Consider the following 26,784-nt stretch of genomic DNA (forward strand, 5'->3'; position numbering starts at 1 on the left):
CCCTCGATTCCAACGCACCAGGCGCGCGGCCCCCACGGCGAAGATCGCCGGACCCCCCGAACGTTCCTTGGCAGTACCTGCCAGGCGCACGCCGTACGGGGTGATCCTTGAAACCTGAATCATGATTCAGGTAGCGTCCGTGACGCCGGTCACACTCGTCCGAGGAGGACTCTTGAGCAACGTCGCCACCGCCGTCTTCGAGCACGCAGGCACCGAGCCCGACCGCGTCGCCGTCCGCGCCGCGGGAGCGGAGATCACGTTCGGGGCGCTCCGTGACGCGGTCGCCTCGTTCGCAAAGCGGGTCGTCGACGCGGGCGTCTCCCCCGGCGACCGCGTGCTCCTGGTCGCGCCGACGATCCCCGAGTTCGTCGCCGCGTACTACGGGCTCCACGCCGCCGGAGCCACCCTGATCACGATGAACGTGATGGCGACGGCACCGGAGATGGAGTACGTGATCGACGACGCCGGGGTCAGTCTCGTCGTCGCGTGGCAGGCCAATGCGGAGGCGGCCGAGAAGGCAGCGACCGGACGTGGCCTCCCGTTCTGGACGATCGACCCGCTCGCGGACTGGGACACCGCCGACCAGCTCGACCAGCCGGTCGACCTCCCCGACGACGCGACCGCGATCATCATCTACACCTCAGGCACCACCGGCCGCCCCAAGGGCGCCGAGCTGGCCGTCTCCGGCATCGCCGCGATCGTCGACGCGGCCGAGCACGTCCTCGAGTTCAGCGAGGACGACCGCTCCGGGACCGCGCTCCCGCTGTTCCACGTCTTCGGCCAGATCATGGTGATGCACCTGGCGATCTCGTTCGGCACGTCCGTGTCGCTGCTGCACCCGTTCGACCCGCGCAGGCTCGTCGAGATGATCCGCGACGACGAGCTGACCGTCGTGTCGGGCGTGCCGACGATGTGGGTCGCGATGCTGCACGCCGCCGGCGACGCCTCCCCGGAGGACTTTGCCCGGCTGCGCCTCGCCTCGTCCGGTGGGGCGTCGCTGCCGGTCGAGGTGATCCGGGCGTTCGAGGACAGGTTCGGGACGCGGATCCGAGAGGGGTACGGCCTGTCGGAGACCTGCGGGTGGGCCACCTTCGCGCCGCTGGAGACCGAGCCGAAGATCGGTGCTGTCGGCCGCGCGGTGCACAACGTCGACATCGAGATCCGCGACCTCGACGGCAGCGCGCTCCCCACCGGCGAGGTGGGCGAGGTCTGGATCCGCGGCCCGATCGTCATGAAGGGCTACTGGAACCGGCCCGAGGCGACGGCGGCCGTGCTCCAGGACGGCTGGCTGCGGACCGGTGACCTCGGCACGCTCGACGACGACGGAGACCTCCGCATCGTCGACCGGCTGAAGGACCTCATCATCCGCGGCGGCTACAACGTCTACCCGAGCGAGGTCGAGGAGGTCCTGTACGAGCACCCCGCGATCGTCGAGGCTGCCGTCGTCGGCGTCGCGGACCCGACGTACGGCGAGGAGATCGGCGCCGTGATCGTCCTCGCTGCGGGTGCCGAGGTCGAGCCAGAGGAGCTGCGCGCCTGGGCGAAGGAACGCCTCAGCGCCTACAAGGTCCCGCGGCTCTTCCAGTTCGCGGACGCCCTCCCGAAGGGCCCGTCGGGCAAGATCCTCAAGCGGGCGATCGACCGCGACGCGCTGACCGGTCCGCGCGGCCCGGGCCTGTGACCGAGCCCGCGACCGCTCGCGGCGCGCGCACCCGTGCCGCCCTGCTCGTCGGTGCTCGCACGGTCTTCGAGCGCGACGGGTTCACCGACGCGCGCATCGCCGACATCGCCAGCGAGGCGGGGTGCGCGACCGGGTCGTTCTACACGTACTTCACGAGCAAGGAGGAGATCCTCGCGGCCGTCCTGTACGACGCGCAGCACGACGTCATGCGTCCCACGCTCGACGTCGACGCGCCCGATCCGTTCGTGGCGCTGGCAGAGGGACATCGTCGCTACTTCGAGAACTACGCGAGCAACGCCCGGCTGATGCTCGTGCTCGAGGAGATCGCCGCACTGGACCCGACCTTCCGCGACGTACGGCGCCGACGCGGTGAGGCGCTCGCCCGCCGGACGGCCGAGGTCATCGCGGCCCTGCAGGAGCGTGGCGTCGCAGACCCGGAGCTCGACCCCTATCCGACGGCCCGCGCCCTCGACGGTCTGGTCTCCCACCTCGCCTACTACGCGTTCGTGCTGGGCGAGGACATGAGCGTCGACGAGCTCGTCGCGACCACCAACCGCATCTGGCGCAACGCCCTCACCCTCAAGAGCCTGGAGGCTTCATGAGCACCGTCCAGACCGTCACCGGACCGATCGACAGCGCCGACCTCGGTCGTACGCTCGTCCACGAGCACATCATCATCGTCGGTGAGGAGTTCCGCGAGAACTACGCCGACGACTGGGACGAGGAGGCCAAGGTCGCCGATGCCGTCCGCGACCTGACCGAGCTGAAGGCCCTCGGCATCGACACGATCATGGACCCGACGGTGCTGGGGCTCGGTCGCTACATCCCGCGGATCCAGCGCATCGCCGAGCAGATCGACCTCAACGTGATCGCGGCGACCGGGCTCTACACCTACAACGAGATCCCGTTCCAGTTCCACTACTCCGGCCCCGGCCTGCTGTTCGACGTCCCCGAGCCGCTGACCGAGATGTTCGTGCGCGACCTCACCGAGGGCATCGCCGACACCGGCGTCCGCGCCGCGTTCCTGAAGTGTGCGATCGAGGAGCAGGGGCTCACGCCGGGCGTCGAGCGCGTCATGCGCGCCGTGGGGCAGGCGCACGCCCAGACCGGCGCGCCGATCACCGTGCACACCAACCCGCACACAGGCTCAGGGCTGGTCGCGCAACGGGTGCTCGCCGAGGAGGGCGTCGACCTGACGAAGGTCGTGATCGGGCACTCCGGCGACACCACCGACGTCGACTACCTGAGCAAGGTCGCCGAGGCAGGGTCGCTGCTCGGGATGGACCGGTTCGGCCTCGACGTGCTGCTCCCCTTCGAGGATCGCGTGAACACCATCGTCGAGCTCGTACGCCGGGGGTTCGTCGAGAACGTTGTCATCGCCCACGACGCGTCCTGCTTCATCGACTGGTTCCCGCCGGGCGCGAAGGAGGCCGTGGTGCCGCGGTGGAACTTCCGGCACATCAGCGAGGACGTCATCCCGGCCCTGCTCGAGCGGGGCGTCACCGAGGACGACCTGCAGACGATCCTGGTCGACAACCCGCGCCGCCACTTCGAGTAGGCGCGACCCAGACCGCCGTGCGGCGCGCTAACCCCCGGCGCGTCGCACGGCTTCGTCCTCACCGGCCCGCGGCGCGGTGGACGTCAGCGCGCGCGGGACGCGGGCCAGCACCGAAGGCGTCGGCGCCGAGCTGGGCGAAGTGGCAGATCCCGGGCAGCGCGAGGGTCCATCCGGCCAGCGCCCAGGCCAGGTTCACGTGGCCGAGCGCACGGGCGAACGCCGCGACACCCTGGTCGCGAACACCCTCCGCCTCGTAGGTCAGCCGCCACAGCATGTCGGGATGCTCGGCGGCCGGGAGCACGTCGAGCGCGACGGGCCGCCGCTCCAGCAACCACTGTCCCAGGCCGGTGCACATCGAGCAGTCGGCGGCGACGTACAGCCGGGCTGTACGACCCTCGTACGGACGCCAGCGTGGGACCCATGCGGGCACCACAGCCGCGTACGACGTCCATGACGGACCGAACACCTCCGCCATTCGCTCCCCCTCGTGCCAGGCGGCCAGCCCTGCCGAGTAGACGACGGTCACGACGGCGCCGAAGGCGAGCCGCGGGTCGCCGACCGTGACGGCGAGGACCAGGAAGAGCACCGCCATCGACACCTGCATCGGGTTGCGGACGTAGGCGTACGGACCGACCGTCACCAGTCGCGACGGCGGGTCGTACGGCAGCGGCGTGCCGCCACCCACCCGTGCGAGGTCACGCATCGCGGCGACTGCGGGGACGCTCACCACGACCGCCACCTGGATGCCTGCGGCCGTCACCTCGTGGGACCACCGCGGCGCGACGCCGAGCACGACGAGAGGCGCCCCGACGAGGAGGGCACCCGCGCACCACGCCTGCGCCCAGCCGCGCAGGCTCACGTGCCGTTGCGCGAGGGTCCAGCGGGCGAGCGCGTACGCCGGGACGAGTGCGACGGCTACGGCCACGACCTCGCCGACCAGCCACGACGGGCCGAGTCGGACGACAGGCTCCCCCCACGGCATGAAGGCGAGATCGACCCACACGAGCACCGCGCCGACGAGCAGCGGCGAGAGGGCGGGGGTGATCAGGGCGGGAACAGCACCCCAGAGGAGCGCCCAGGCCAGCCACAGGTCGATGGGTACGCCGCGCCACACCGCCCCGTCGGCGGCGAAGGACCACCACCCGAGCGCGACGGCGAGGAGGTTGACGGGCATGAGTGCGACCGCGGTCCACGCAGTCGCGACGAGGACGGCGGCGAGCCGGCGGTCGTCCGGCCGCCGCCACGCCGCGAGGACGACCACCGCGAGCACCGGCACGGCGAGTCCGAGTGCCCGAACCGTCCCAGGGTCGTTCATCGGCCCGCCCTCACCGCTGCAGCCCCGTCGGCCCACCTCATCGCTCAGCCCGCCTCGGCCATGTCGGCGAAGGTCTCGGCGAGGTAGCCCGCCGCGTCCCCGACCGCGTGGTGCTGGATCGGGCCGAAGTACCAGGACGGGTCGAAGGTCCGGGCGTAGTCGAGGCGCCAGGTCATCCGCGTGGTGTCGCCCGACGTGGTCCACGTGACGACCGCGCTTCGCAGGTCGAGCCAGCGGGCGAAGGTCGAGTCGGCGGTGACGTCGAAGACGACGCGACCGCCCGCGGCGGTCGTCACCGCCTCGACGACCCGCAGCTCCATCGACCGGGGAGTGGACGTCGAGCCGAGGCCGAGGCTGCGACGAGGGTTGAACGTGATGAGGCGGGTGTCTCCAACGGCCAACCCGCTCCCATTGGCGCGCACCGGCTTCGGGAACGGCAGGGACCGCAGGAACGCCGCCTCGTACGGTCCGAACTCCGGCGGCGCGGCGAGGGCGGCCGCGACGTGGACGGGCGTCGCGGACACGGTGACGGTCGCGCTCGCCGCATCCTGACGCGGGATCACGGTCACCCCGCCGACGCCTTCGAGGGCGACGAGCAGGAGCAGGGGCGCTGCCACGAGCGCACGGTGGCCGGGGCGACGGACCGCTTGCACGACCAGGCCGACGAACGCCGCCACCCCGTAGAAGAGCGGCGCCGCGACGATCAGACAGACCACGCCCTCGTCGAGCAGCGGGCCCGCGAGCGCCAGCCCGACGGTGGTGGTCGCGAGGGCGACGCCGACCGCGTTCTTGGGCCGCGCGGTGAGGATGACGGTGACGGCGATCAGGGCCGGGATCCCGACGTAGAACAGCGAGGTCTCCTCCAGGCCGGTGCTGCCGAGCGCGTCAGCGGCGAGCATCGCGGCGAACAGTGCGAGCGTGATGCCGGCGAGGAGGAGGCGGGCTGCTCGGCCACCGGACGGTGGCGGCGGCGTCTCGCCTCGGGGGTACGGCGGAGGTCCGCCGTCGTGCGACTCCATAGGAGCACCTCTCGTCCGCGTTCTCACACTTTAATCGAGTGATTAAAGCATATGATGAAGGTCGCGACGGAGGGAAGGGACCCCATGGCGAAGGCACGTCAGGACAGCGAGGACACCCGGAGGCGCTTGCTCGACGCCGCGGACGTCGTGCTGCGCGAGCGCGGCTACGCGGGCACATCGGCCCGTACGATCGCCTCCGAGGCCGGAGTCAACTCGGCGCTGGTCTTTTACCACTTCGGCGGCGTCGACCCGCTGCTGCTCGCGATGCTCGACCGGTCCTCGGAGGAGCGCATGGCGATGCACCGACGGACCGTCGCGGACGTCCGCACGGTCGAGGACCTCGTCGCCGCGGCACGGCAGATCTATCGCGCCGACCTCGAACGCGGCTATCTGGCGCAGTTCAGCGAGATCGTCGGCGCAGCGCTGACGCGTCCCGAGCTGCGTGCCGCGATCGTCGAGCGCGCGAACCCGTGGGTCGCCTTCGTCGAGGAGTGCTGGGAGCAGGTGACGGCGGGCTCCCCGCTCGGGCGGCTGCTCCCCGCGCGCGAGGTCGCCCACGCTGCCATCACGTTCTACCTGGGCGTGAACCTGTTCTCGGTGATCGATCCCGACCAGTCGCGGACCGAGTCGGTGTTCGCGCTCGCCGGGCGGATCGCGCCGCGCGCGAAGCTGCTGACCATGCGGCTCCCCCGCCGTACGCCCCGCGCCGGACGGTGACCGTCAGAGTGCAGGTCGAGGGCCGCCGGCGCCGATGCCCGCGCCCGACACGGCCTCGTACGCCCGAGCGACCGCGAGCAGACGGCGCTCCGACCCAGCGGGGCCGACCAGCTGCACCCCGACCGGCAGACCGTCGGGCGTGAAGCCGGCCGGCACGCTGATCGCCGGACACCCCGTCACGGTGACGAAGAACGCCGATCGCATCCAGTCGAGGTACGACTCCTGCGGCCGGCCGTTGATCGCGGCCGGGAACTCCTGGTCCGCAGGGAACGGCGGCACCTGGCTGACCGGCATCACCAGCACGTCGTAGGTCTCGAAGAACTCGCGCGCCTTCTCGGCGAGGGCCGAGCGCTGCGCGTACGCGACCGCGACGTCGTGACCGGACAGCGGCCGACCCGCACGGATGTTGTCGGCCAGCGACTGCTTGACCTCACCCGGGTGCGCATCGAGGACGTCGCCGAGGGCATACTCCATGAGCCACGCCCGCAGGGTCCGAAACGCCGCCTCCGCGTCCGGGAGGTCCGGCCACGCGTCGGCGACCACCGCGCCCGCGTCGGAGAGCTCTGCACGGGCGGTGCGGACGACGGCCGCGACCGCGGTGTCGACCTCGAACGCACCGCCGAGGTCGATCGAGAACGCCACCCGCAGACCGTCGAGCGAGACCGGTGCCGGATCCGCGAAGACGCCGCCCGGTGTCGAGTCGGCCGACGGCACCCGTGGATCCGGCCCGGCGAGGACGCTGAGCAGCAGGGCGAGGTCGTCGACGTCGCGGGCCAAGGGGCCTTGCACGGAGACCGTCTCCCACAGGTTCCACGTCGGCCAGGTCGGCACACGCCCCCAGCTCGGCCGCAGCCCGACGACGTTGCAGAACGACGCAGGGTTGCGCAGCGAGCCACCCATGTCCGACCCGTCGGCCAGCGCCACCATCCCGGACGCGAGCGCCGCAGCGGCCCCACCGCTCGACCCTCCGGCCGAGCGGCTGGTGTCGTACGGGTTGAGCGTCGTGCCGAAGACGGGGTTGAAGGTGTGCGAGCCGGCGGCGAACTCGGGCGTGTTGGACTTCGCCACGATCACGGCACCGGCGGCACGCACCCGCTCGACGACCAGGTCGTCGTACGTCGACACATGGTCAACCATCACCGGCGAGCCGAACGTGGTCCGCCACCCGGCGACGTGGTGGGTGTCCTTCACCGCGTACGGGAGCCCGTGCAGCGGACCGAGCCGGGCCCCCGACGCGGCGATGTCGTCCGCCTTGGCTGCCTGCACGTAGGCACGGTCGGCGTCGATCGACACCAGCGCGTTGACCGTGCCGTTCACCTGCTCGATCCGTGCGAGATGCAGGGCGAGCAGCTCCCGCGCGGAGATCTCCCGAGCAGCGACCGCAGCCGCCATCGCGCGAGCGCTGCTGTAGACGTCGATCATCGCGAGCGACGACCGAACAGGCTCCCGACCAGCACGCCCGCGAGGACGAGCGCTCCCCCGACGACAGCGCCGCGGAGGAAGTCGTCGTGGGAGCCCGTACGACGGGGTGCGCGCGGCGGAGCGGTGAAGCGTTCGCCGGGGGTGGTTTCGACTCGCTGCGCTCGCTCAACCAGCGGAGGGGCGGCGCCCTCAACCAGCGGAGGGGCGGCGCCCTCAACCAGCGGAGGGGCGGCGCCCTCAACCAGCGGAGGGGCGGCGGCCTCGGCCAGCGGAGGGGTGGCGCCCTCGGCCGGCGGGGGGCCGGCGGCGATCGCGTCGTCGACAGCGCCGAAGAACTCGCCGGCCATCCGCTTGCTCACCGCCGCGAGCATGCGCTGACCGACGCCGCCGAGCATGCCCCCGACGATGGCGTCGGCGTCGTACCGGACGCCGGTCGTGCCGTCTCCTCGGTCGGCGAACCGCACCGCGACATCGGCGGCGACCGTGCCGCCCGCGCCTGCACCCTCGGCCCGCAGCACCAACGACTCGTGCGGGACGAGGTCGCTCAGCCGGCATGTGCCTGCGTACGTCCCGCGGATCGCAGCGACGCCGGCGTTCACCGTCATCGCGTACGCGTTGTCGCCCGTGGTCTCGAGCACCTCGCAGCCGGGGATGGTCCGCACGAGGACCCGAGGGTCGAGCAGCGCCTCCCAGACGGCATCGACGGGGGCGTTGAGCACGGCTTCTCCGGCTACCTTCATGAGTCTCCCTCCACCGCGGCCACGGCCGCCTCGTCGGAACCTGCGTGCGTACGCCGCAGGTCGTACAGCTCGCTCGGCGAGATCGGCATCCGCGTGATCACGATGCCCTCGGCGTCCTCGATCGCCGAGGCGAACACCGCCGCGCTCGGGATCACGCCCGCCTCGCCGGCGCCCTTGATGCCGAGCGGGTTGAGCGGCGACGGTGTCTCGAGGTGGTCGACGTCGATCGTCTCCGGCACCTCGGTCACGTACGGCATGAGGAAGTCCATGAACGACGCGTTGAGGAGCTGGCCGTGCTCGTCGTAGACCATGCGTTCGTACAGCGCGCCGCCCACGCCCTGGGCGACGCCACCGTGGATCTGTCCCTCGACGATCATCGGGTTGATCAGTCGGCCGCAGTCGTGGACGACGGCGTACTTGAGGATGCGGATCTCAGCGGTGTCGGGATCGGTCTCGACGATCACGGCGTGCATGCCGGAGGCGAACGTCGAGCGCGGCGGCGAGTAGAAGTCGCGGCTCTCCAGACCGGGAGACGTCCCCTCGGGCACCGGCACCTTGTCGGGGTCGCCGACCGAGAACTGGGTCGCCGCCTTGCTCGCCTCGTCGAACGCGTAGCGCAGCGGGTTGCTCAGCACGGCGAGCGTGCCGAGGCTGATCTGCGCGCCCGGCGCACCCCGCACCTCGACGACGCCGTCACGGATCTCGAGGTCGTCGACGTTCGCCTCGAGCGCCTCGGCGGCGAGCTCGAGGGCCTTGCGTCGCACCGATCGTGCGGTCAGCGCGATCGCCGAACCGCTCATGACCGCCGCGCGCGAGGCGTACGTGCCGACGGCGTACGGCATGCGCCGGGTGTCGCCCGTGACGACCTCGACGTCCTCGAACCGCACCCCGAGCTCGTCGGCCACGATCTGCGCGAACACGGTCTGGTGGCCCTGTCCCTGGGTCGTCAGCCCGGTCGACACCTTGACCTTGCCGGTGGTCTCGACCTGGATGTGACCGCCCTCGTACGGGCCGACGCCCGTGCCCTCGACGTAGCAGGCGAGCCCGATCCCGACCCGGCGGCCCTCGGCGCGCATCTCGTCGCGGAAGGCCGCGAACTCGTCCCAGCCGACGAGGGCCTTGACCTTGTCGAGCATCTGCGGGAAGTCGCCCGAGTCGTAGATCAGCGGCTTGCCGTCCTGGAAGATCAGCCCCTGGTCGTACGGGAACTCGTCGGGCTGGATGAAGTTGGCCGCGCGCACCTCGGCCCGGTCCTTGCCCAGCGCCGCCGCGATCGCATCCATCGTGCGCTCCATCGCGTACACGCCCTGCGGGCGGCCGGCGCCACGGTACGGGGTGACGATGACGGTGTTCGTGTAGAGGCTGTGGAACGTTGCCTTGTAGACCGGGGGCTTGTAGGGCCCGAGGAGCTGCGTGGTGGTGATGATGGGGACGATCAGGCCGTACGGGATGTAGGCGCCGTTGTCGTGCCAGATCTCGACGTCGAGCCCCAGGATGCGACCGTCGTCGTCGAAGCCGACCTCGACGTGCTGCTGCTGCGCCCGCTCGTGCGCGGCGGAGATGAAGTGCTCGCGGCGGTCCTCGGTGAACTTCACCGGCCGGCCGAGCGCCATCGCCGCCATCGGGACGAGGACCTCCTCGGGCCACGGGTGGACGACCTTGACGCCGAACCCACCGCCTACGTCGGGCGTGATGACGTCGACGACGGACAGGTCGAGGCCGAGCTTCGCGGCGACCGCGGCGCGGACACCGGTGGAGGTCTGCGTGGACGACCACACCTCGAGGCGACCGTTGTCGGTGTCCCACTTCGCGACCGTGCCGCGGCCCTCGAGCGGTGTGCACGCGCTCCGCTCGATGTCGAGGTCAAGCGCGAGACGGTGCGGAGCCCGCGAGATCGCCGCCATCGCGTCACCGGTCGCCTGCGTCGAGGTGGCAGCGAGGTTGCCCGGGACGTCGTCGTGGACCAGGTGGTCGGCGGCGCGGGCGGCGTCGAGCCCGACGACCGGCGGCAGGAACTCGTACGACACCACGATCCGGGCCGCGGCGTCCTCCGCGACGTAGCGGTCCACCGCGACCACCATCGCGATCGCCTCGCCGACGTAGTTCACCTGGTCCTTCGCGAGGGCGTACTGGGTGCGGCCGTGGGTCAGGTCGGGGTGCGGGATGAGCAGCGGGAGAGGGTCCGCCATCGCGCCGGTGAGGTCCTCGTAGGTGTAGACGGCGACGACACCGTCCACGTCGAGGACGGCCTCGACGTCGATGTCGGTGATGCGCGCGTGCGCGTGGGGCGAGCGGTGCAGCGCCACGTGCAGCGCGTCGGCCGCGAGGTCGTCGAGGTAGCGACCGCGGCCTCGCAGGAACCGCTCGTCCTCGACCCGAGCGACGCGCGCGCCGAACGCCTTGGTCGTCACGCGTCGCCACCGCCTCGCTGCAGCTCCGCCGCCCGCAGCACCGACTTCACGATGTTCTGGTATCCGGTGCACCGGCACAGGTTGCCCGCGATCATCTCGCGTGCCGCCTCCGGCGTGGGGTCCGGGTCGTCGCGCAGCCCGGCGGTGATCGTGGTCAGGAACCCCGGTGTGCAGAACCCGCACTGCAGCCCGTGGCAGTCCTGGAACGCCTGCTGGACCGGGCCGAGCCGGTCGCCCTCCTCGGTCAGCCCCTCGACCGTGGTCAGCTCGGCGCCGTCCATCGAGACGGCGAGGAGCAGGCACGACCGCATCGGCTGTCCGTCGACGAGGATCGTGCACGCGCCGCACACACCGTGCTCGCAGCCGACGTGCGTGCCGGTGAGGCCGAGGTCGTGCCGCAACGCGTCGGAGAGCAGCCGGCGCGCCGGGATCTCGAGCGCGTACGCCGTGCCGTTGACGATCAGCGACACGGCGTGCAGCGCGTCGGGTGCGGAGACCTGCGGCGGGGTCGTCATCGGGCTCCTTGAGCGTCGGGGGCTGTCGCCCGGGTGTACGCGTCGCGGACGACGCGGCGGGTGAGGACACCCGAGAGGTGCCGGCGGTAGTCGGCGGTGCCGTGGATGTCGGCGTCCGGGTCGAGCGCGCCGGACGCGATCTCGGCCGCGGCGTCGAGGTTGCGGTCGCTCGCCGTGCCGTCGACGAACGCCTCCGACAGGTCGAGGACGTGCGGCGTCGGAGCGACGGCGAGGTACGAGGCGCGCACCGTCTCGATGGCTCCGTTCTCTCCCACGGAGACGACCGCCGCGACCCCGCACAGCGCGAAGTCGCCGTGCCTGCGGGCGATCTCGTCGATGGCCGTGCCGGTACGGGGCGGGTTCGCGGGGACCACCATCTCCAGCGCGAGCTCGTCGGAGCGAAGCGCCGACTCGAGCGGTCCGACGAAGAGGTCCGCCGCGTCGATCTCGCGGCGTCCGTCGACCGAGGCTGCGACCACCCGCGCACCGAGCAGCACGGCGACCGCGGGCATCTCGGCCGCCGGGTCGGCGTGGACGACCGACCCCAGGGTCGTGCCGCGGTTGCGGATCGTCGGGTGCGCGACGAGCCGCAGCGCCTGCCGGAGCAGGGGCTGGGCCCGCCACGCATCCCCGTCGTCCTCGACCTGGCGGTGCCGCGCGAGCGCACCGATGCGTACGCCGCTCTCGTCCGTCCGCACGAAGGCGAGCTCGCTCAGCCCGTTGATGTCGACGAGCGTGCTCGGCTGCGCGAGCCGCATCGACAGCAGCGGGACGAGGCTTTGACCGCCGGCGAGCACCTTCGCGTGCGGGTCGGCAGCGAGCGTCGCCAGCGCCTCATCGATCGTGGCGGGACGGACGTAGGAGAACGGCGCAGGCTTCACAGTGCTCTCGTCACCTCTTCTCCGCCCTCGTCGGTACGGCGCGTGCCGGGTCGTTTCCAGGCGACCAGGTGGTAGAAGACGATGACGACGATCGTGCCGAGCGCGATCCCCCCGAGCTGGAAGTCGTCGGAGAAGACGAGCGTGACGTTGCCGACGCCGATGATGATGCCGGCAGCGAGCCCGACGATGTTGATCGGATCGCCGAAGTCGACACGGTTCTCGACCCAGATCTTGGCACCGACCAGGCCGATCATGCCGTACAGGACGACGGTGATGCCGCCGAGCACGCCGCCGGGGATCGCGTTGACGATCGCGCCGAACTTCGGGCAGAGGCCGAGGAGGATCGCGACGAGCGCCGCGAAGTAGTAGGCGGCGGTCGAGTAGATCCTGGTCGCCGACATGACGCCGATGTTCTCGGCGTACGTCGTGGTCGGAGAGCCGCCGAACGCGCTCGCGAACGCGGTGGCGAGACCGTCGGCGCCGATCGCGCGACCCATGTAGGGGTCGAGGTCGTCGCCGGTCATCTCCGCGACCGCCTTGACGTGACCGGTGTTCTCGGCGATCAGGGCGATGACTCCCGGGAGCACGAGGAGGATGAAGGTCAGGCTGAAGCTCGGGCCGTGGACGACCGACACCCCGTCGGCGAGGTCTCCGGACGGGAACCCGACCCAGTCCGCGGCCTCCACGGCGGCCCAGCTGACGCGGTCGTGCGCGACCTCCTCGCCGGCGGCAGGCACGAAGGACGTGATCGGGCCGAACACCACATCGGCGAGCCACGAGACGACGTAGCCGAAGATCAGCGCGAGCAGGACCGCGATGCGTCCCCAGAAGCCTGGAAGCAGCACCGCCGCCGCGACCATGACGCCCGCCGTGAGCAGCGCGATCCACTGGTCCTGGGGCCAGTAGACGCCGGCGACGACCGGCGCGAGGTTGAAGCCGATCAGCATGACGACCGCGCCGGTCACCGCCGGAGGGAGGAGCTTGTGCAGGAACGACGTGCCTGCGAAGTGCACGGCGACGCCCACGACCGCCAGCACCAGACCAGCGACGAGGATGGCGCCGGTGACGTCGGCGGAGTCACCTCCCTGGCTTCGGATCGCGGCGACCGCTGCGACGAACGAGGCGCTCGTGCCGAGGTAGCTCGGGACCATGTTGTTGGTGATGAGCAGGAACATGATCGTGCAGATGCCCGAGAAGAGGATGGCGAGGTTCGGGTCGAGCCCCATCACCACCGGGAAGACGAACGTCGCACCGAACATCGCCACCACGTGCTGCGCGCCGAGCCCCGCCGTACGCCCCCAGCTCAGGCGTTCGCGCGGTCCGACCGCCTCTCCGGGTGGCGGCGTCCTGCCGTCGTGCACCACGTCCCACTTGAACATCGACATCCCGGTCTCCTCAGAGTGTGCGAGCGGCCGCCGGGGGTTCGGGCAGCGCACCCGGTCCAATGACGCGACCCTAGTGGCGGCGCGGAGCCCCCGGCATGGTGCGAACATGCCAACTGCCCCCGTGTCGCGCTGGCAGCCCTTGCTCGGTCACTCCCTCATGTGCAGGATCTGCAGCGCGACGGCGACGTCGAGCCGGATCTGCGGGTCGGTGCTGAAGCGTCCCAGGATCGTCTCGAGCTTGGTCACCCGGTAGCGCATCGTGTTGTAGTGGAAGTGCTGCGAGCGAGCCGCCTCGGCGACGTTGAGGTTCACGTCCAGCAGCACCTGCAGCGTGGCCCGAAGGTCAGCGGCGGCGGGAGTGTCGTCCGCGAGCGGCCCGAGCACCTCGGTGACGAACTCGGCGAGCTCGCCCTGGTCCTCGACCTGCGAGAGCAGGCGGCGTACGCCGAGCCGGTCGAAGTAGGTCGTCGAGCTGTTCCCCTTCATGCGCCGGCCGACGTCGACCGCCTTGTGAGCCCGCGCGTACGCGTCGGGGAGCCGCTCGACCCCGGCGACGACCCGGCTGATCCCTGCCGAGAACGGGCGCCGCCCGCCGCCCGAGTCACCGCGGACGGCGGCCAGCGCCTCCTCGACGACGTCCACGACGTCCGAGCCGTCGGGGCTCACGGGGAGCAGCGCGACCACCTGGGACGAGAAGTCCGCCACGGCGATGGACCGCCCGCGGCGCTCCACGACCTGGCGCCACGCCGCGGCGAAGCGGTCCTGGAACCCACGGCGCGTACGGCTCGACACCACGGGCTCGTCGGCGCCCGGCGGGTCGAGCTCGGCGACCACGACGACGAGCGGCCGGTCGATGTCCCACCCGAGACTCTCGGCGTGCTCGATGACGTACTGAGGACTCTCGGCCCGCCCCGTCAGCACGTCGCGGAGGAAGTCGCCGCGGTACTTGCCTTCGACGGCGACCACCGCCTGCAGCCGCGTGATGTGCAGCGCGGCGACGGTGGCCGCCCGCTCGAGCGCGTAGACGTCGGTCGCCTGCAGGGTCCGCTTCTCGCTGACCACGACCAACCGGGCGAGCTCGGTGCCGGACGCCGCGACGTGCAGGGCCCGGATCTCTCCCGCGCCGAACGGTCGCGACCGGCGCATGCGTTCGACCCGGATCCGTCCGGAGACGTCGAGGAACTCGCTCACCTCGAGGCTGGCGCGGAGCTCGTCGCTCAGCGCCCCCGCCCACTCGCGTCCGTCGGTCGAGGTCACGATGACGCCGATGTCGAGCACCTTCGACACCTCCGCGGCGATCTGCTCGAGGTCGCCGCCCTCGAGGACGATCAGGGTGAGCGCCGCGTGGAGGGCGTCGATCTGCGCGAGGACTCGTGACTGGAAGGTGTTGAGCGCCGCGTAGCCGTCCTTGAGGACGTCGTCGAACGCCACGTCCTCCGGGATCTGCACGATCGGGAACCCCAGCTCGTCGGCCAGGGCGACCACGCTCTCGGGAACCTCGTCGACGTACCGGCCGAGCTTGATGGCGAAGCCGGCCGCACCCGCGTCGTACAGGCCCTGGACCAGTGCCTCCGTGCGAGGCACGTCGAGGCGCCGCGAGCTGTCGAGAAGCGGGAAGCCGGTGGTGACGAGCAGCTCGTTCCGCTTGACCCACGCGAGGACGTCCGGCACCTCCATGACGTTCAGGCCGGTCACGGTGCGGTGGCTCCCGGTGTGACCGGCGAGCATCTTCGACCCTTGGAGGGCGTCGACAGCGATGACGTCGGCGAGCGGGAGCCCGTGCGCGTCTGATGTCAGGTTCTGGGCCGGATCGGATCCATCGTTGGCAAGTCTCGCCATCGGCTCACCGTAGCGAACGCTCCTACGCTGGCGCCATGGTCGCGACGATCACATCGCGGGCCGATGCCGCCCGATCCGTCGGTCCTCGGCGCGACGCGCATCCAACCGCTGCCACCGCAGAGGTCGCCGCCCGGCTGCACGGGCCGCGGCGGACGGCCGAGATCGTCCACCGCAGCAGGCACGCGGTGTACGTCCGCGACGCCGAGCGCTGCCTCGCCGTGGTCGCCCGCGACGCGGTCGCCGTACCCTGCGGACTGCTCACCACGTGGCCCGACCTCGACGGCGTCCGCACCGTCGTGCTCGGGGAGGGCCAGTGCGTCGTCGACGGTCGCGCGCTGCGGGTCACCCGCTACGTCGAGGCGTGCGTCGCCGTCCGGCCCGACGGCCTCACCGACGATCTCCCCCGCACCGCGCTGCTCTCCGCGGTCGCCACCAACCTTCCCGGCGGCACGACCGCGTACGACCGCCTCGGCGGCGACGATCCACGCGCCGTCGATGCCCTGCTCGGACGCGGCCCCGGCCTGACACCACTCGGCGACGACGTCCTTGCGGGGTGGCTCGTCACCCGGTACGCCGCCGGTGCGCGGGGCGGCCAGGTGGCCGACCGAGTCCTCGCGGTGGCCTCGACCCGTACGACCACGGTCTCCGCGACGCTGCTCGCCCACGCCGTCCGGGGCGAGGCCGTGCCCGAGCTGCGCGCCCTGGTCGACGGGCTCGGTGACGCCGGCACGGACGAGCGCCTCTCCGACCTGCTCCGCGTGGGGCACACCTCTGGCGCCGGGCTCGCGCTCGGCGTCGCCCTCGCCGTACGCCGTCCTGCGACCGTCGCCGCGTGACCTCGATCCAAGGAGTCCCATGACCGACCACGTCAGCCTCCGCTCCGGCGCGTACGCCGACTCGGTGACCCTGCTCCAGGTGAGCAAGCAGGTCGCCGCAACCCCCGGCGTACGCGAGGCCCAGGTCGCGATGGCGACGCCGCTCAACCTCGAGACCCTCGCGGTGATGGGGTTCGACGTGCCGGCCGACGCGTCGCCGAACGACATGGTGGTGGCGCTGCGTCTCGAGAGCGCATCCCTCGACGACGCGATGGCCGCGGTCGACGCCGCGCTCGCCGCCGCGAGCGCACCCCGCGCGTCGGGGGACACGTCGGTAGCTCCCCCGCGGACCACGGCGAGCGCGCTGCGCGACGCTCCTGCGGGCACGATCGTGATGGTGTCCGTGCCTGGACCGTCCGCGTTCGTCGAGGCCATGGACGCGGTCGAGGCCGGGCACGACGTGATGGTGTTCAGCGACAACGTGCCGCTGGAGCAGGAGGTCGCGCTGAAGGAGGCCGCAGCCGCGCGCGACGTCCTCGTCATGGGTCCCGACTGCGGCACCGCGGTCGTCGGAGGTGTCGGGCTGGGCTTCGCCAACGTGGTGCGTCCCGGTCCGATCGGCATCGTCGCCGCGTCCGGGACCGGCACCCAGCAGGTGCTCGCGCTGCTCGACCAGGTCGGCGTCGGCGTCAGCGCGGCGCTCGGCGTGGGCGGACGCGACCTCTCGGCGGCGGTCGGCGGTCGATCCACCCGTACGGCGCTGGCCAGGCTCGACGCCGACCCGCAGACGACGCACGTGGTGCTGGTGTCCAAACCACCAGCGGCCGAGATCGCCGACGGGATCACCGCGTACGCGGCGTCGCTGTCGGTCCCGGTCGAGCTCGCGCTGCTCTCCCCCGACACCGACCTCACCGGGCGCACGGAGGCGCTGCTCGCCAGCCTCGACCTGCCGGCAGCACCCTGGCGGCGATGGGGCGAGCCCGAGGAGGCGGGCGGACCCGGCGCGCTCCGAGGCCTGTTCGTGGGCGGCACGCTGTGCGACGAGGCGATGCTGATCGCATCCGCCACGCTCGGCGAGATCCGCAGCAACATCCCGCTCGCGGGCGGCGACGCGCTCGATGCCGCCGCCGTGCTGGCCGGCGACCTCGGCGACGCGCACGCGATGATCGACTTCGGCGACGACGCCCTCACCGTCGGCCGGGCGCATCCCATGATCGACCCGAGCCTTCGCCTGGCGGCGCTCGCGCGTACCGCGGCCGATCCCGCCACGGCCGTCGTCCTGCTTGACGTGGTCCTGGGCCACGGCGCGGAGCCCGACCCCGCAGCCGCTCTCGCGCCCGCCATCGCCGACGCCCGCGCCGTCGCGGTGGCCGAGCACGGCCGTACGCTCCCCGTCGTCGTCACCCTCGTCGGCACCGCGGCCGACCCGCAGGACCTCGAGCGACAGGCGGCAGCGCTCGTCTCCGCCGGGGCGTACGTCTTCTCGTCCAACGCCGAGGCGACCCGGCACGCCGTCGCGCTGACCGCCGTGCCCGCGCCCGTCCCGACCGCAGGAGAGCTCCGATGACTGCCGCACCCACCGTCGTCACCGTCGGTACGAGCCTGCTCGCCGACGCGATCGACGACCAGGCCGTCTCCGCCCGTCGCGTCGACTGGCAGCCGCCGGTGCCGGGGACCGCCGACGACCTCGCCACCGTTGCCGCCGACCCCTTGCGGGCAGCGGCGAACGCCAGGGCCGTCGACGCCTACCTCGGCGTCACCGCCCAGCTCGTCGACGTCCTTCCTGCCTCCGAGGCGCTCGGACTCCGGCCTGGCGACTTCCTCCACGCCGGCCCGCCGATCACCTGGGAGCGGGCGTCCGGGCCGATGCGCGGCGCGCTGATGGGCGCCGCGGCCTTCGAGGGGATCGTCGCCGACGCCGAGGAGGCACCTGCCTTCTTCGAGTCCGGGGCCGGCTACACGCTCGACCCCTGCCACCACCACCATGCCGTCGGCCCGATGGCCGGGATCATCTCGCCGTCGATGTGGGTGTTCGTGCTGGAGGACGCCTCCACCGGCGCACGCACGTACTGCTCGCTCAACGAGGGGCTCGGCAAGGTGCTCCGCTACGGGGCGTACTCCGAGGACGTGCTCGCGCGGCTCCGTTGGATGTCGTCGGTCCTCGGGCCCGTCCTGCAGCGGGCCGTGCGGGCCGCGGGTCCGGTCGACATCACCGCGCTCCTGGCGCAGATGCTCCAGATGGGCGACGAGGCCCACAACCGCAACCGAGCGGGCACGCTCATGCTGCTGCGCGACCTGGTGCCGGCGATGATCCGCTCGGGTTCGCGGGCCGGCGACGTGGCCGACGCGGTCGCGTTCGTCGGCGGCAACGACCACTTCTTCCTCAACCTCGCCATGCCCGCCTGCAAGCTCGCCCTCGACGCCGCCCGAGACATCGAGGGCTCCACGATGGTGGTCGCGATGGCACGCAACGGCACGGACTTCGGCATCCAGGTGTCGGGCACCGGTGACCAGTGGTTCACCGGGCCGGCGCAGGTCGCCGACGGCCTGTACCTCGGGTCGTACGGTCCCGACGACGCCAACCCCGACATCGGGGACTCGGCCATCACGGAGACGGCGGGGATCGGCGGGTTCGCGATGGCGACCGCGCCCGCGATCGTCCGGCTGGTCGGCGGCTCGGTGCCGGACGCGCTCGCGACGACGCGGAGGATGGGCGAGATCGCGCTCGCCGAGAACCCGCGCTGGACGATCCCGGTCCTGGAGTTCGCGGGGACGCCGACCGGCATCGACGTCGCCCGCGTGTGCCGGACGGGGATCCTGCCGCAGATCAACACCGGCATGGCGGGCCGCGTCGCCGGCACGGGCCAGGTCGGCGCCGGACTCGTGACCCCACCTGCGGAGATCTTCCCGGCCGCGCTCGCGGCGCTGGCCGAGCGCGCCCGACGTCGCGCTCGCTGACCCCGCCGGGTCGGTGTCGGGGCGTACCCCAAGACCGGTGACCTAAACTCTCGACCTTCGTGGAGTGGCTTCTTACCATCTCGCCATGGGGACCTTTCGCACACCTCGCCCGGACGCCTTTCTCGTGGGCGCACCCAAGGCAGGCACCAGTGCGCTGCATGCCGCACTCGCCGTCCATCCGCAGGTGTACTCGAGCCGACCCAAGGAGCCGAAGTACTTCATGTGCGCCGACGCCCCGCCGCCGGCGTACCGCGGCCCGGGCGACGCCCACAGCCAGCGCGAGTGGATCTGGCGTCGTGAGGACTACGAGCAGCTGTTCGCCGACGCGCGGGGCGACCAGCTGCGCCTCGAGAGCACGCCGTTCTACCTGTACCTGCGCAACGCCCGACGGCGGATCACCGAGGAGCTCCCCGACGCGCGGCTGGTGGCCGTCGTCCGCGACCCGGTCGACCGCGCCTACTCGAACTGGATGCATCTGTGGTCGGACGGCCTCGAGCCCGTCAGCGACTTCGTGGACGCCTTCGGGCGTGAGGAGGAGCGCATCGCCGCGGGCTGGGCGCCGTTCTGGCACTACCGGCGGCTCGGCATGTACGGAGCCCAGCTGGACGACCTCTACCGGCACGCGGACAGCGACCGGATCCTGGTCCTGCGCTACCGCGAGCTGGTGGAGAAGCCCGTCGACACCCTCGACCGCGTCTGCGTGTTCCTCGGCCTCGAACCCGGACTCGTCCGCGAGATCCCCCGCGACAACTCACGGCCGTACGTCGCTCCCGGCTGGCGCCGCGACATCGGCGCACGTGTCGTCCGGGCGGGTGCCCGCGCCGGTGCGCTGACCCATCCCTCGCTGTGGCGCCGTGCCAGCCGGCCGCTCCTGTCGGCGATGCAGTGGCGCAGCCCCGCCGTACGCCCGAAGCTCGATCCTGCCGAGCGGGCCGCGCTCATCGACCACTACCGCGAGGACATCGACCTCCTCGAGAAGGTGACCGGCCAGTCGTTCGACGACTGGCGCAACGAGGAGAGCGGCGGGTCGTTCGCCAGCCGCGCCGGCACCGCGTGACCGAGCTCTACGGCGTCACCCCGCGGCGGCGACCGACGTCATGAGGTCGTGGGACCCGTCGGAGCGCGCGGCCTCGAAGTAGAAGCGGGTGCGCCCGTCCGGCAGCTCGACCGCGCACGCGTAGCGCAGCGCCCCGTCGGACTCCGGCGACGCAGCCACGGGCGCCTCGCCGACAGCGTCCAGGATCCCGGGGATGCTCCGCTCCCGCGCGAGGCCCGTGCGCTCGAACCAGTTCGACGCGGCATCCGCACGGCCGTCGTACAGCACGGTCAGCGGATCTCGACCGAGCACCGCCGTGACCCTGGCCCCTCGGGCGTCCCACGTGCCGGGGGTGGGCGCGAGCGCCTCCCCTTGGTCGGTCCACGCGAGACCGTCGGCGCTGGTCGCGTACCGGGTCGTCATCCGGTCCTCAGCGCCCGGGACGTCCAGCGGGTGGCAGCAGACCCACATGTGCCAGCCGTCGTCGTCGCGGAGGACGACAGGGTCCTTGACCCCGACCGTGTCGTCGCCGGGGAGCACCACCGTACGACGCCCGGCGGCGAGGCCTTCCGGCGTCGCCGCGTCGACGGCCTCGATCCACCAGTGCTTGGAGTCGGGGGTGGCGCAGCTGAGGTAGACCCGCCAGCCGCCGTCGCCGCGGTGGACGAGGGCCGGGCGTTCGAAGGACTCCGCACCGAAGTCGTCGCGCCAGATCTCGGCGACCGTCTCGAACCGCACCCCGTCCTCGGAGCGGGCGACCACGACGCTGACGCCACGACCCGCGGTGATCGGGCGGCGTACGCGGTAGGCGAGCCAGAACGCGCCGTCGGCGTAGATCGCGGACGGAGCGCCGGTCCAGTTTCCGGGGCCGGGCGCGGGGGCTTCGACGACGACCTCGGCGCCGTCGAAGCGGGGAAGGGCCGATTCGACGATGATGCTCACCGGGAAAGTCTACAAAAAGACTCAAGTTCGGTCTCGGGTTTCGCTCATCCGCGCGCGGCGGAGGCGTACGGCGTACGGGAGGTGACTCGGAGACGCCAGGGAGTGAACCGGTCAGAAGAGGGAGACGCGGTCGCCGAGGAGGCGCGCCGCCTGGTCGGGCGCCGTGGTGTTGACGCCCAGGTCGTAGCCGATCTTGCCGGTCCCGTGGTAGTCGCTCGACCCGGTGACGACGAGGTCGAGCTCGTGCGCGATCGCGCGCAGCCGTGCACGCGTGTCCGCGTCGTGATCGTTGTGGTCGACCTCCAGGCCGACGAGACCGACGTCGACGAGTCGAGCCACCGCGTCAGCGGTCAGCACGGACCGGCTCTGCCGCGTCCACGGGTGGGCGATCACGGGACGACCTCCGGCCGCGACCAGCAGCCGGATCATCTCCTCGAGGTCCGCGGCGTACCGGTCGACGTACGCAGGGCGGCCGGGCATCAGGAAGCGCTCGAACGCCTCGTCGCGGTTGAGGACGACCCCTTTCGCGATCAGCGCGTCGGCGACGTGCGGCCGTCCGGTCGCCGCCGCGTCGCCGGAGACCGCGAGCACGTCGGCCTCGTCGATGTCGATGCCGAGGTCCTGCAGGCGCGCGATCGTCTTCGGGAGACGGTCCTGGCGGCCACCGAGGACACGCTCCAGCTCGACGAGGAGCGCCGTGTCCGTCGGGTCGGGCTCATAGCCGAGCAGATGCACCCCGCGGTGCTGGTAGCGGCACGAGATCTCGAGACCCTTCACCAGGGTGACACCGACGCGATCGGCTGCGGCCTGCGCCTCGTCCCACCCCGTCATCGCGTCGTGGTCGGTGAGCGCGACCACGTCGAGACCCGCCCGGGCGGCGTTCTCGACGAGCTCCGTCGGGCTGTCCGTGCCGTCGGAGCGCCGCGAGTGAGTGTGGAGGTCGATGAGCACGCGGTCAGGCTACCGGCCGGGAACGACGTCGGCGGTGAGCCGAGCCGCCACCAGCGCGTGCTGGTGACGACCGACCCACCGCCGACGGGTGGCGCGGGTGAGCGTCAGTGCATGACGACCGGAGCCGCTGCAGCGCCCTCCTCGGTGTCACGCTCGATCCGCTTGCGCGGCAGGAACGCCGCCGGGATCAACGTCAGCGCGATGAGGATCGTCGCGAGGACGAACGTCGTGCCGAAAGCGTCCGCAGCCTCGGCGAAGCCTTGGCGCAGCAGGTTCGCCGGGACCATGTCGAGGATCCGCGCGCTGTCCCAGGACTCGATGGCGAGGCCGGCGAGCGGGATGTCGGTCTCCTTGGTCGCCGGAGCACCGGTCGCCTCGGCGAGTGTCGTGCCCCCCGACAGCTGGTTGGTGAGCACGACCGAGAACACCGCCGTGCCGATCGACGCCGCGACCTGCTGGACGATGTTCATCAGCGTCGAGCCACGAGCGATCGTGTGGTCGGTGAGCGTCGCGAGCGCGGCGGTCATCGTCGGCATCATCGTCAGACCCATGCCGAGGCCCATCACGAACAGACCCGGCAGCAGGATCCAGTAGGAGGTGTCCGCCGCGACCTGGGTGAACACCGCCATGCCGGCCGCAGTGAGCGCGAGTCCGGTCAGGACGATCTTGCCGGGCCCGATCTTGTCGGTCAGCATGCCGCCGATCGGCATCGTGAGCATCGCGCCGACACCCTGCGGGACGAGCAGGAAGCCGGCCATCAGCGTCGACTCACCGCGCACCTGCAGGAAGTAGGCCGCGAACAGGATGCTCGCTCCGAAGAACGCGACCGCGAAGGCGGCCATGGTGATCACGGCCACCGTCAGGTTGCGGTGCTTGAAGAGGCGAAGATCGACCAGCGGGTGCTCCGGCCGGAAGGCGTGGAACACGAACGCCACGATGAGCACAGCGCCGATGGCCGCCGTGACGAGCACCTTGGTCGCCCAGATCGTGCCCTCCTCAGGGATCGAGGAGACGCCGAACAGGAACAGCGCGAGACCGGGCGACAGCAGGAGCATGCCCGTCCAGTCGAACGACTCCGACGGCTCGGGCGAGTCCTTGGGGAGCACGCGCCACGCGTAGACGAGCGCGGCGATGCCGATCGGGAGGTTGATCAGGAAGATCCAGTGCCAGGTCAGGCTCTCGATGAGCCAACCGCCGATGATCGGGCCGAGGATCGGTCCGAGCAGCATCGGGACGCCCAGGACGGCCATGACGCGACCGATCCGGTGCGGACCGGCAGCACGGGTCATGATCGTCATGCCCAACGGCATCAGCATGCCGCCGCCGAGGCCCTGGATCACGCGGAACGCGACCAGCTCGGTGATGCCGCCGGCGAGGCTGCAGAGCACGGAGCCGAGCGTGAACAGCGTCAGCGCGATCATGTAGAGACGCTTCGTGCCGAAACGATCAGCAGCCCACCCTGTCAGTGGGATGACGGTCGCGAGCGCGAGCGTGTAGGCGGTCATGGTCCAGGCGACCTCGGCGTACGAGGCGTTGAACTCGTTCTGGAAGGTCGGCAGCGCGACCGTCACGACGGTGATGTCGAGGATCGACATGATCGCGCCGAGCACGACCACGCCGGCGATCTTGAGGACGGCCGCGTCGAGCTTGTCGCTCTGCGGGTCCACGTTGCCGGGCACGCCGCCCGGCGCGGATTGGATGTCTTGACTCATGTAAAAGCGGTTCCTTACCCGGGGGTGGTGGGTTGGCGTTCGGCGATCGCGGCTGTCAGCGCACGATCAAGAAGGCTACGTGTGGGCTCGGACAGATCGCGAACGATTTCTAGCAGGGCGACCCGCTTCGTCCGGAGCTGTCGGGCGACGAGGTCACGTCCCTCGTCGGTGAGGGTGACGACCCGTACGCGACGGTCCTGCTGGCACTCGTGGCGGCTCGTCAGCCCGACGCCGACCAGCTGGTCCACGGCCCTGCCGGCAGCAGCGACCGAGATGCCCAGTGCTCGGGCGATGTCGGTGATCTGCGTCTCGGCCGCGCGGGACGAGACCAGCAGCAGAGTGCGCACCTGGGTGGCGGAGAGGTCGGCCTCGACGAAGGCGTCCAGCCCCTCCTCCTCACAGCACGCAGCCACCTGGAGGAAGAACTCCTCCAGGTGGCCGGCGAGAGATTCAGGCGTCGTCACCGAAAAATACTAACCCGAACGCAAATGTTTCACGAAAGCGATTATTGCGTGAGGTACATCACTCTGCGGACGGGCCGGGCCAGTTCTTGTCCGGCTCGGGCACCGGGCGGCCGGGCTGCTCGCCCCCGCGCGCCTCGAGGTAGTTCTCCTTCGGCACCATCACCTTGCGGCGGAAGATGCAGACCACCTTGCCGTCCTGGTTGTAGCCGATCGTCTCGACGTGCACGACGCCGCGATCGTCCTTCGAGGTGCTCTCCCACTTGTCCAGCACGGTGGTCTGGCCGTACAGCGTGTCACCGTGGAACGTCGGAGCGACGTGGCGCAGGGACTCGATCTCGAGGTTCGCGATGGCCTTGCCCGAGATGTCCGGCACGCTCATGCCCAGCAGGATCGAGTACACGTAGTTGCCGACCACCACGTTCTGGCCGAACTGCGTCGTCTTCTCGGCGTAGTTCACGTCCATGTGGAGCGGGTGGTGGTTCATCGTGAGCAGGCAGAAGAGGTGGTCGTCGTACTCGGTGACCGTCTTCCCGGGCCAGTGCTTGTAGGTCGCGCCGACCTCGAACTCCTCGTAGCTGCGGCCGAACTGCATGGGGACTCCTCGCGTCAGGTGGCTGCCGTTGCGAGTCATCATGACCGACCGCCGCGCGAAACCTACCGGCGGGTCACTTCCCGCCGGAGCAGCGTCGCCGTCATCGGAAGCACCAGGACGGTGATCGCACCACCCGCGACCAGGATCGAGCCGGTCTCGGGAGACATCTCGCCCGCGTCCACCGCGACCGCCGTCACCGCCACGATCAACGGCAGGCCGGTCGAGGCCCACAACGAGATGCGTACGGAGTCCCTCGTGTCGAAGCTCTTGGTGCCGTCCGGCTCGCGCTGGCGCAGCGTCGCCACCAGCACAGGGCCGCCCCGGACCAGGAGGATGAGCGCGACGAACGTGACCAGGACCAGCGGCTCGGCAGCGATCGCGCCGGGGTCGATCCCCATCCCCGAGGTCACGAAGAAGATCGGGACGAGGAAGCCGAACGCCAGCCCGTCCAGCTTGGTCTCGAGGCGCTCGTCGCCGCCGGGGAGCACCCTTCTCAGGATGAAGCCGGCCGCGAACGCCGCCAGGATCGTGTCCAGCTCGAACACCACCGCGAGGGCGCTCAGAGCCACGAGCAGGAGCACCGTGAACCGGACCGTCGTCTGGGCCGTCGTCTCCGCTCCGGCCCGCACGAGGCCCGGCACGATCGACGCGCGCGGGTAGAGGCGTGTCGGCACCGCCCCGACGAGGATCGCGGCACCGACGAAGATCGCGAGGGTGATGGCCGAGCGCTCAGGGCCGTTGACGCCGAGGAGGATCGCCATCGCCACGACCGGTCCCAGCTCACCGAACGTCCCGTGGTTCACGACGGTCCGTCCGAACCGTGTCCCCATCAGGTCCATGTCCTTGAGGATCGGCAGCAGCGTGCCGAGCGCCGTCGAGGTCAGCGCGATGGCGACCGCGACCTCGGCGTGACGCTCGTCCGCCGAACCGAGAACGGCGACCGTCGCGAACGCGAGCACGAGGCACGTCAGCCACGTCCCCAGCGCGCGCCGCCCTCCCCGCCCCCGCAGCTCGTCGACCTCGATCTCGTAGCCGGCGAGGAGGAAGAGCATCCCGAGCCCGAGCTCGTTGAGCAGATCGATGGGCGCGTCCACCGTCGCAACGTCGAAGCCGAACGGCCCGATGAGGATCCCGCCGGCCAGCAGCAGGACGACCTCGGGGACGAGACGCCGAGGGACCGCCGCGGCCACGACGGGCGCGATCGCGGCCACCAGCACGATCCAGAACAGCGACTCCACGCGCGCGCCCCCTGGCCGATCAGCTGTTCCAGCGCTCGATCACGGGGTCCGAGCCGTGCTCGTAGCCGAGGATGGAGAGCGTCGCGGTCCCGAGCGCGAGCCGGGCCCCCATCGTGACGGGCTCGTCGAGGAACCGCGCCGTGAGCGCGCGGAGCGCGTGGCCGTGCCCGAAGACGAGCACCCGGCCGTCGCTCGCGCGCACCCGCGCGACGACGCGGTCGAGCCTCGCCGCGACCTGGTCGGCGCTCTCGCCGCCGGCGTCCGCGGCACCCCGCGTCCAGATCGTCCAGCCCGGCACCTGCTCCCGGATCTGCGGCGTGGTCAGGCCCTCGTACGACCCGTAGTCCCACTCCGCGAGGTCCGGCTCGACCTCGGCGTCGGGGAACCCCGCGAGCTCGGCCGTCCGACGGGCGCGCAGCCGCGGGCTCGTGAGAACCGCGGCGAACTCCGTACCCGCCAGTCGCGCGGCGAGCTCGCGGGCCCGCTCCTCACCGCTCGGCAGCAGCGGCAGGTCCGTACGGCTGGTGTGCCGTCCGTTCTCGGCCCACTCGGTCGGCCCGTGCCGGACCATCCACAACGAAACCGTCATCCCC

24 protein-coding genes are annotated in these 26,784 nt (G+C 71.5%); 8 read left to right on the forward strand and 16 right to left on the reverse strand.

Annotated features, from left to right (window positions below; genetic code table 11):
• The first annotated feature begins 172 nt into the window (after positions 1-172).
• Genes GH747_RS10610 through GH747_RS10620 form a run of 3 tightly spaced genes read left to right on the forward strand, consistent with a single transcriptional unit; the run spans position 173 to position 3,239 of the window.
• On the forward strand, positions 173-1,681 hold the full coding sequence (locus GH747_RS10610) for an AMP-binding protein (protein WP_205602893.1): 1,509 nt from the start codon (positions 173-175) through the stop codon (positions 1,679-1,681).
• On the forward strand, positions 1,678-2,283 hold the full coding sequence (locus tag GH747_RS10615) for a TetR/AcrR family transcriptional regulator (protein ID WP_149769581.1): 606 nt from the start codon (positions 1,678-1,680) through the stop codon (positions 2,281-2,283). Before GH747_RS10610 ends, GH747_RS10615 begins: the two co-directional genes overlap by 4 nt.
• On the forward strand, positions 2,280-3,239 hold the full coding sequence (locus tag GH747_RS10620) for a phosphotriesterase family protein (protein WP_149769582.1): 960 nt from the start codon (positions 2,280-2,282) through the stop codon (positions 3,237-3,239). Before GH747_RS10615 ends, GH747_RS10620 begins: the two co-directional genes overlap by 4 nt.
• A gap of 58 nt (positions 3,240-3,297) precedes the next feature.
• On the opposite strand, the gene GH747_RS10625 is transcribed toward GH747_RS10620, so the two are convergent.
• Complete coding sequence (locus GH747_RS10625; protein WP_149769583.1) at positions 3,298-4,554, reverse strand: methyltransferase; 1,257 nt, start codon at positions 4,552-4,554, stop codon at positions 3,298-3,300.
• Positions 4,555-4,598: 44 nt separating this feature from the next.
• Entirely contained in the window at positions 4,599-5,573 is a 975-nt protein-coding gene (locus tag GH747_RS10630) for a hypothetical protein (RefSeq protein ID WP_205602894.1), read from the reverse strand.
• An 84-nt stretch (positions 5,574-5,657) separates the two neighbouring features.
• Here GH747_RS10630 and GH747_RS10635 point away from each other — a divergent pair, with 84 nt between their 5' ends.
• Positions 5,658-6,290 carry a TetR/AcrR family transcriptional regulator gene (locus tag GH747_RS10635; RefSeq protein ID WP_149769584.1) on the forward strand — a complete coding sequence of 211 codons (633 nt, stop codon included), beginning with the start codon at positions 5,658-5,660 and terminating at the stop codon, positions 6,288-6,290.
• 3 nt (positions 6,291-6,293) lie between these two features.
• On the opposite strand, the gene GH747_RS10640 is transcribed toward GH747_RS10635, so the two are convergent.
• The 7 genes from GH747_RS10640 to GH747_RS10670 form a co-directional block, all read right to left on the reverse strand.
• The gene (locus GH747_RS10640) at positions 6,294-7,712 is read right to left on the reverse strand and encodes an amidase (RefSeq protein ID WP_149769585.1); all 1,419 of its coding nucleotides are present in this window, start codon (positions 7,710-7,712) and stop codon (positions 6,294-6,296) included.
• The gene (locus tag GH747_RS10645) at positions 7,709-8,452 is read right to left on the reverse strand and encodes an SRPBCC family protein (protein ID WP_149769586.1); all 744 of its coding nucleotides are present in this window, start codon (positions 8,450-8,452) and stop codon (positions 7,709-7,711) included. Before GH747_RS10645 ends, GH747_RS10640 begins: the two co-directional genes overlap by 4 nt.
• Positions 8,449-10,863, reverse strand: a complete 2,415-nt coding sequence (gene cutA / locus GH747_RS10650; protein ID WP_149769587.1) for an aerobic carbon-monoxide dehydrogenase large subunit — start codon at positions 10,861-10,863, stop codon at positions 8,449-8,451. Before cutA ends, GH747_RS10645 begins: the two co-directional genes overlap by 4 nt.
• Positions 10,860-11,378 carry a (2Fe-2S)-binding protein gene (locus GH747_RS10655; protein WP_149769588.1) on the reverse strand — a complete coding sequence of 173 codons (519 nt, stop codon included), beginning with the start codon at positions 11,376-11,378 and terminating at the stop codon, positions 10,860-10,862. The genes cutA and GH747_RS10655 overlap by 4 nt, the downstream gene beginning before the upstream one ends.
• A complete protein-coding gene (locus GH747_RS10660; protein ID WP_149769589.1) occupies positions 11,375-12,259 on the reverse strand; it encodes an FAD binding domain-containing protein in 885 nt (294 codons plus the stop codon). The genes GH747_RS10655 and GH747_RS10660 overlap by 4 nt, the downstream gene beginning before the upstream one ends.
• Positions 12,256-13,644 carry a uracil-xanthine permease family protein gene (locus GH747_RS10665; RefSeq protein WP_205602895.1) on the reverse strand — a complete coding sequence of 463 codons (1,389 nt, stop codon included), beginning with the start codon at positions 13,642-13,644 and terminating at the stop codon, positions 12,256-12,258. Before GH747_RS10665 ends, GH747_RS10660 begins: the two co-directional genes overlap by 4 nt.
• A 147-nt stretch (positions 13,645-13,791) precedes the next feature.
• Entirely contained in the window at positions 13,792-15,483 is a 1,692-nt protein-coding gene (locus GH747_RS10670) for a PucR family transcriptional regulator (RefSeq protein WP_149769590.1), read from the reverse strand.
• Between the two features lie 35 nt (positions 15,484-15,518).
• Here GH747_RS10670 and GH747_RS10675 point away from each other — a divergent pair, with 35 nt between their 5' ends.
• The 4 genes from GH747_RS10675 to GH747_RS10690 all read left to right on the forward strand — a co-directional run bounded on the left by GH747_RS10675 (position 15,519) and on the right by GH747_RS10690 (position 20,313).
• On the forward strand, positions 15,519-16,319 hold the full coding sequence (locus GH747_RS10675) for an oxamate carbamoyltransferase subunit AllH family protein (RefSeq protein WP_163695496.1): 801 nt from the start codon (positions 15,519-15,521) through the stop codon (positions 16,317-16,319).
• 19 nt (positions 16,320-16,338) lie between these two features.
• Complete coding sequence (locus tag GH747_RS10680; RefSeq protein WP_149769592.1) at positions 16,339-17,865, forward strand: FdrA family protein; 1,527 nt, start codon at positions 16,339-16,341, stop codon at positions 17,863-17,865.
• Positions 17,862-19,256, forward strand: a complete 1,395-nt coding sequence (locus GH747_RS10685; protein ID WP_149769593.1) for a YlbE family protein — start codon at positions 17,862-17,864, stop codon at positions 19,254-19,256. Before GH747_RS10680 ends, GH747_RS10685 begins: the two co-directional genes overlap by 4 nt.
• A gap of 85 nt (positions 19,257-19,341) precedes the next feature.
• Positions 19,342-20,313 carry a sulfotransferase family protein gene (locus GH747_RS10690; RefSeq protein ID WP_149769594.1) on the forward strand — a complete coding sequence of 324 codons (972 nt, stop codon included), beginning with the start codon at positions 19,342-19,344 and terminating at the stop codon, positions 20,311-20,313.
• 15 nt (positions 20,314-20,328) lie between these two features.
• On the opposite strand, the gene GH747_RS10695 is transcribed toward GH747_RS10690, so the two are convergent.
• From GH747_RS10695 to GH747_RS10725, 7 genes are all read right to left on the reverse strand, one after another.
• Positions 20,329-21,234 (reverse strand): glycoside hydrolase family protein, encoded by a 906-nt coding sequence (locus GH747_RS10695; protein ID WP_149769595.1) that lies wholly within the window; start codon positions 21,232-21,234, stop codon positions 20,329-20,331.
• A gap of 111 nt (positions 21,235-21,345) precedes the next feature.
• A complete protein-coding gene (locus GH747_RS10700) occupies positions 21,346-22,185 on the reverse strand; it encodes a PHP domain-containing protein (protein WP_149769596.1) in 840 nt (279 codons plus the stop codon).
• Between the two features lie 104 nt (positions 22,186-22,289).
• Positions 22,290-23,897: a DHA2 family efflux MFS transporter permease subunit gene (locus GH747_RS10705; protein WP_149769597.1), complete on the reverse strand. Its 1,608-nt coding sequence runs from the start codon at positions 23,895-23,897 to the stop codon at positions 22,290-22,292.
• 14 nt (positions 23,898-23,911) lie between these two features.
• Entirely contained in the window at positions 23,912-24,361 is a 450-nt protein-coding gene (locus tag GH747_RS10710) for a MarR family winged helix-turn-helix transcriptional regulator (protein ID WP_149769598.1), read from the reverse strand.
• A 58-nt stretch (positions 24,362-24,419) separates the two neighbouring features.
• Positions 24,420-24,953, reverse strand: coding sequence for a MaoC family dehydratase (locus GH747_RS10715; RefSeq protein ID WP_149769599.1), 534 nt, complete (start codon positions 24,951-24,953; stop codon positions 24,420-24,422).
• A 62-nt stretch (positions 24,954-25,015) separates the two neighbouring features.
• Complete coding sequence (locus GH747_RS10720; protein ID WP_149769600.1) at positions 25,016-26,191, reverse strand: cation:proton antiporter; 1,176 nt, start codon at positions 26,189-26,191, stop codon at positions 25,016-25,018.
• 19 nt (positions 26,192-26,210) lie between these two features.
• Positions 26,211-26,780 carry a histidine phosphatase family protein gene (locus GH747_RS10725; RefSeq protein WP_149769601.1) on the reverse strand — a complete coding sequence of 190 codons (570 nt, stop codon included), beginning with the start codon at positions 26,778-26,780 and terminating at the stop codon, positions 26,211-26,213.
• Positions 26,781-26,784: the final 4 nt, after the last annotated feature.

Origin of the sequence: Mumia xiangluensis, assembly GCF_010994095.1 — a bacterium.
Lineage (GTDB): Bacteria > Actinomycetota > Actinomycetes > Propionibacteriales > Nocardioidaceae > Mumia > Mumia xiangluensis.

Bases quoted from the DNA above. Each gene is read 5' to 3' on its own strand.
- GH747_RS10620 (WP_149769582.1), top strand. From the start codon at position 2,280: ATGAGCACCGTCCAGACCGTCACCGGACCGATCGACAGCGCCGACCTC.
- GH747_RS10625 (WP_149769583.1), bottom strand. From the start codon at position 4,554: ATGAACGACCCTGGGACGGTTCGGGCACTCGGACTCGCCGTGCCGGTG.
- GH747_RS10630 (WP_205602894.1), bottom strand. From the start codon at position 5,573: ATGGAGTCGCACGACGGCGGACCTCCGCCGTACCCCCGAGGCGAGACG.
- GH747_RS10635 (WP_149769584.1), top strand. From the start codon at position 5,658: ATGGCGAAGGCACGTCAGGACAGCGAGGACACCCGGAGGCGCTTGCTC.
- GH747_RS10640 (WP_149769585.1), bottom strand. From the start codon at position 7,712: ATGATCGACGTCTACAGCAGCGCTCGCGCGATGGCGGCTGCGGTCGCT.
- GH747_RS10645 (WP_149769586.1), bottom strand. From the start codon at position 8,452: ATGAAGGTAGCCGGAGAAGCCGTGCTCAACGCCCCCGTCGATGCCGTC.
- GH747_RS10655 (WP_149769588.1), bottom strand. From the start codon at position 11,378: ATGACGACCCCGCCGCAGGTCTCCGCACCCGACGCGCTGCACGCCGTG.
- GH747_RS10665 (WP_205602895.1), bottom strand. From the start codon at position 13,644: ATGTCGATGTTCAAGTGGGACGTGGTGCACGACGGCAGGACGCCGCCA.
- GH747_RS10670 (WP_149769590.1), bottom strand. From the start codon at position 15,483: ATGGCGAGACTTGCCAACGATGGATCCGATCCGGCCCAGAACCTGACA.
- GH747_RS10675 (WP_163695496.1), top strand. From the start codon at position 15,519: ATGGTCGCGACGATCACATCGCGGGCCGATGCCGCCCGATCCGTCGGT.
- GH747_RS10680 (WP_149769592.1), top strand. From the start codon at position 16,339: ATGACCGACCACGTCAGCCTCCGCTCCGGCGCGTACGCCGACTCGGTG.
- GH747_RS10685 (WP_149769593.1), top strand. From the start codon at position 17,862: ATGACTGCCGCACCCACCGTCGTCACCGTCGGTACGAGCCTGCTCGCC.
- GH747_RS10690 (WP_149769594.1), top strand. From the start codon at position 19,342: ATGGGGACCTTTCGCACACCTCGCCCGGACGCCTTTCTCGTGGGCGCA.
- GH747_RS10705 (WP_149769597.1), bottom strand. From the start codon at position 23,897: ATGAGTCAAGACATCCAATCCGCGCCGGGCGGCGTGCCCGGCAACGTG.
- GH747_RS10715 (WP_149769599.1), bottom strand. From the start codon at position 24,953: ATGCAGTTCGGCCGCAGCTACGAGGAGTTCGAGGTCGGCGCGACCTAC.
- GH747_RS10725 (WP_149769601.1), bottom strand. From the start codon at position 26,780: ATGACGGTTTCGTTGTGGATGGTCCGGCACGGGCCGACCGAGTGGGCC.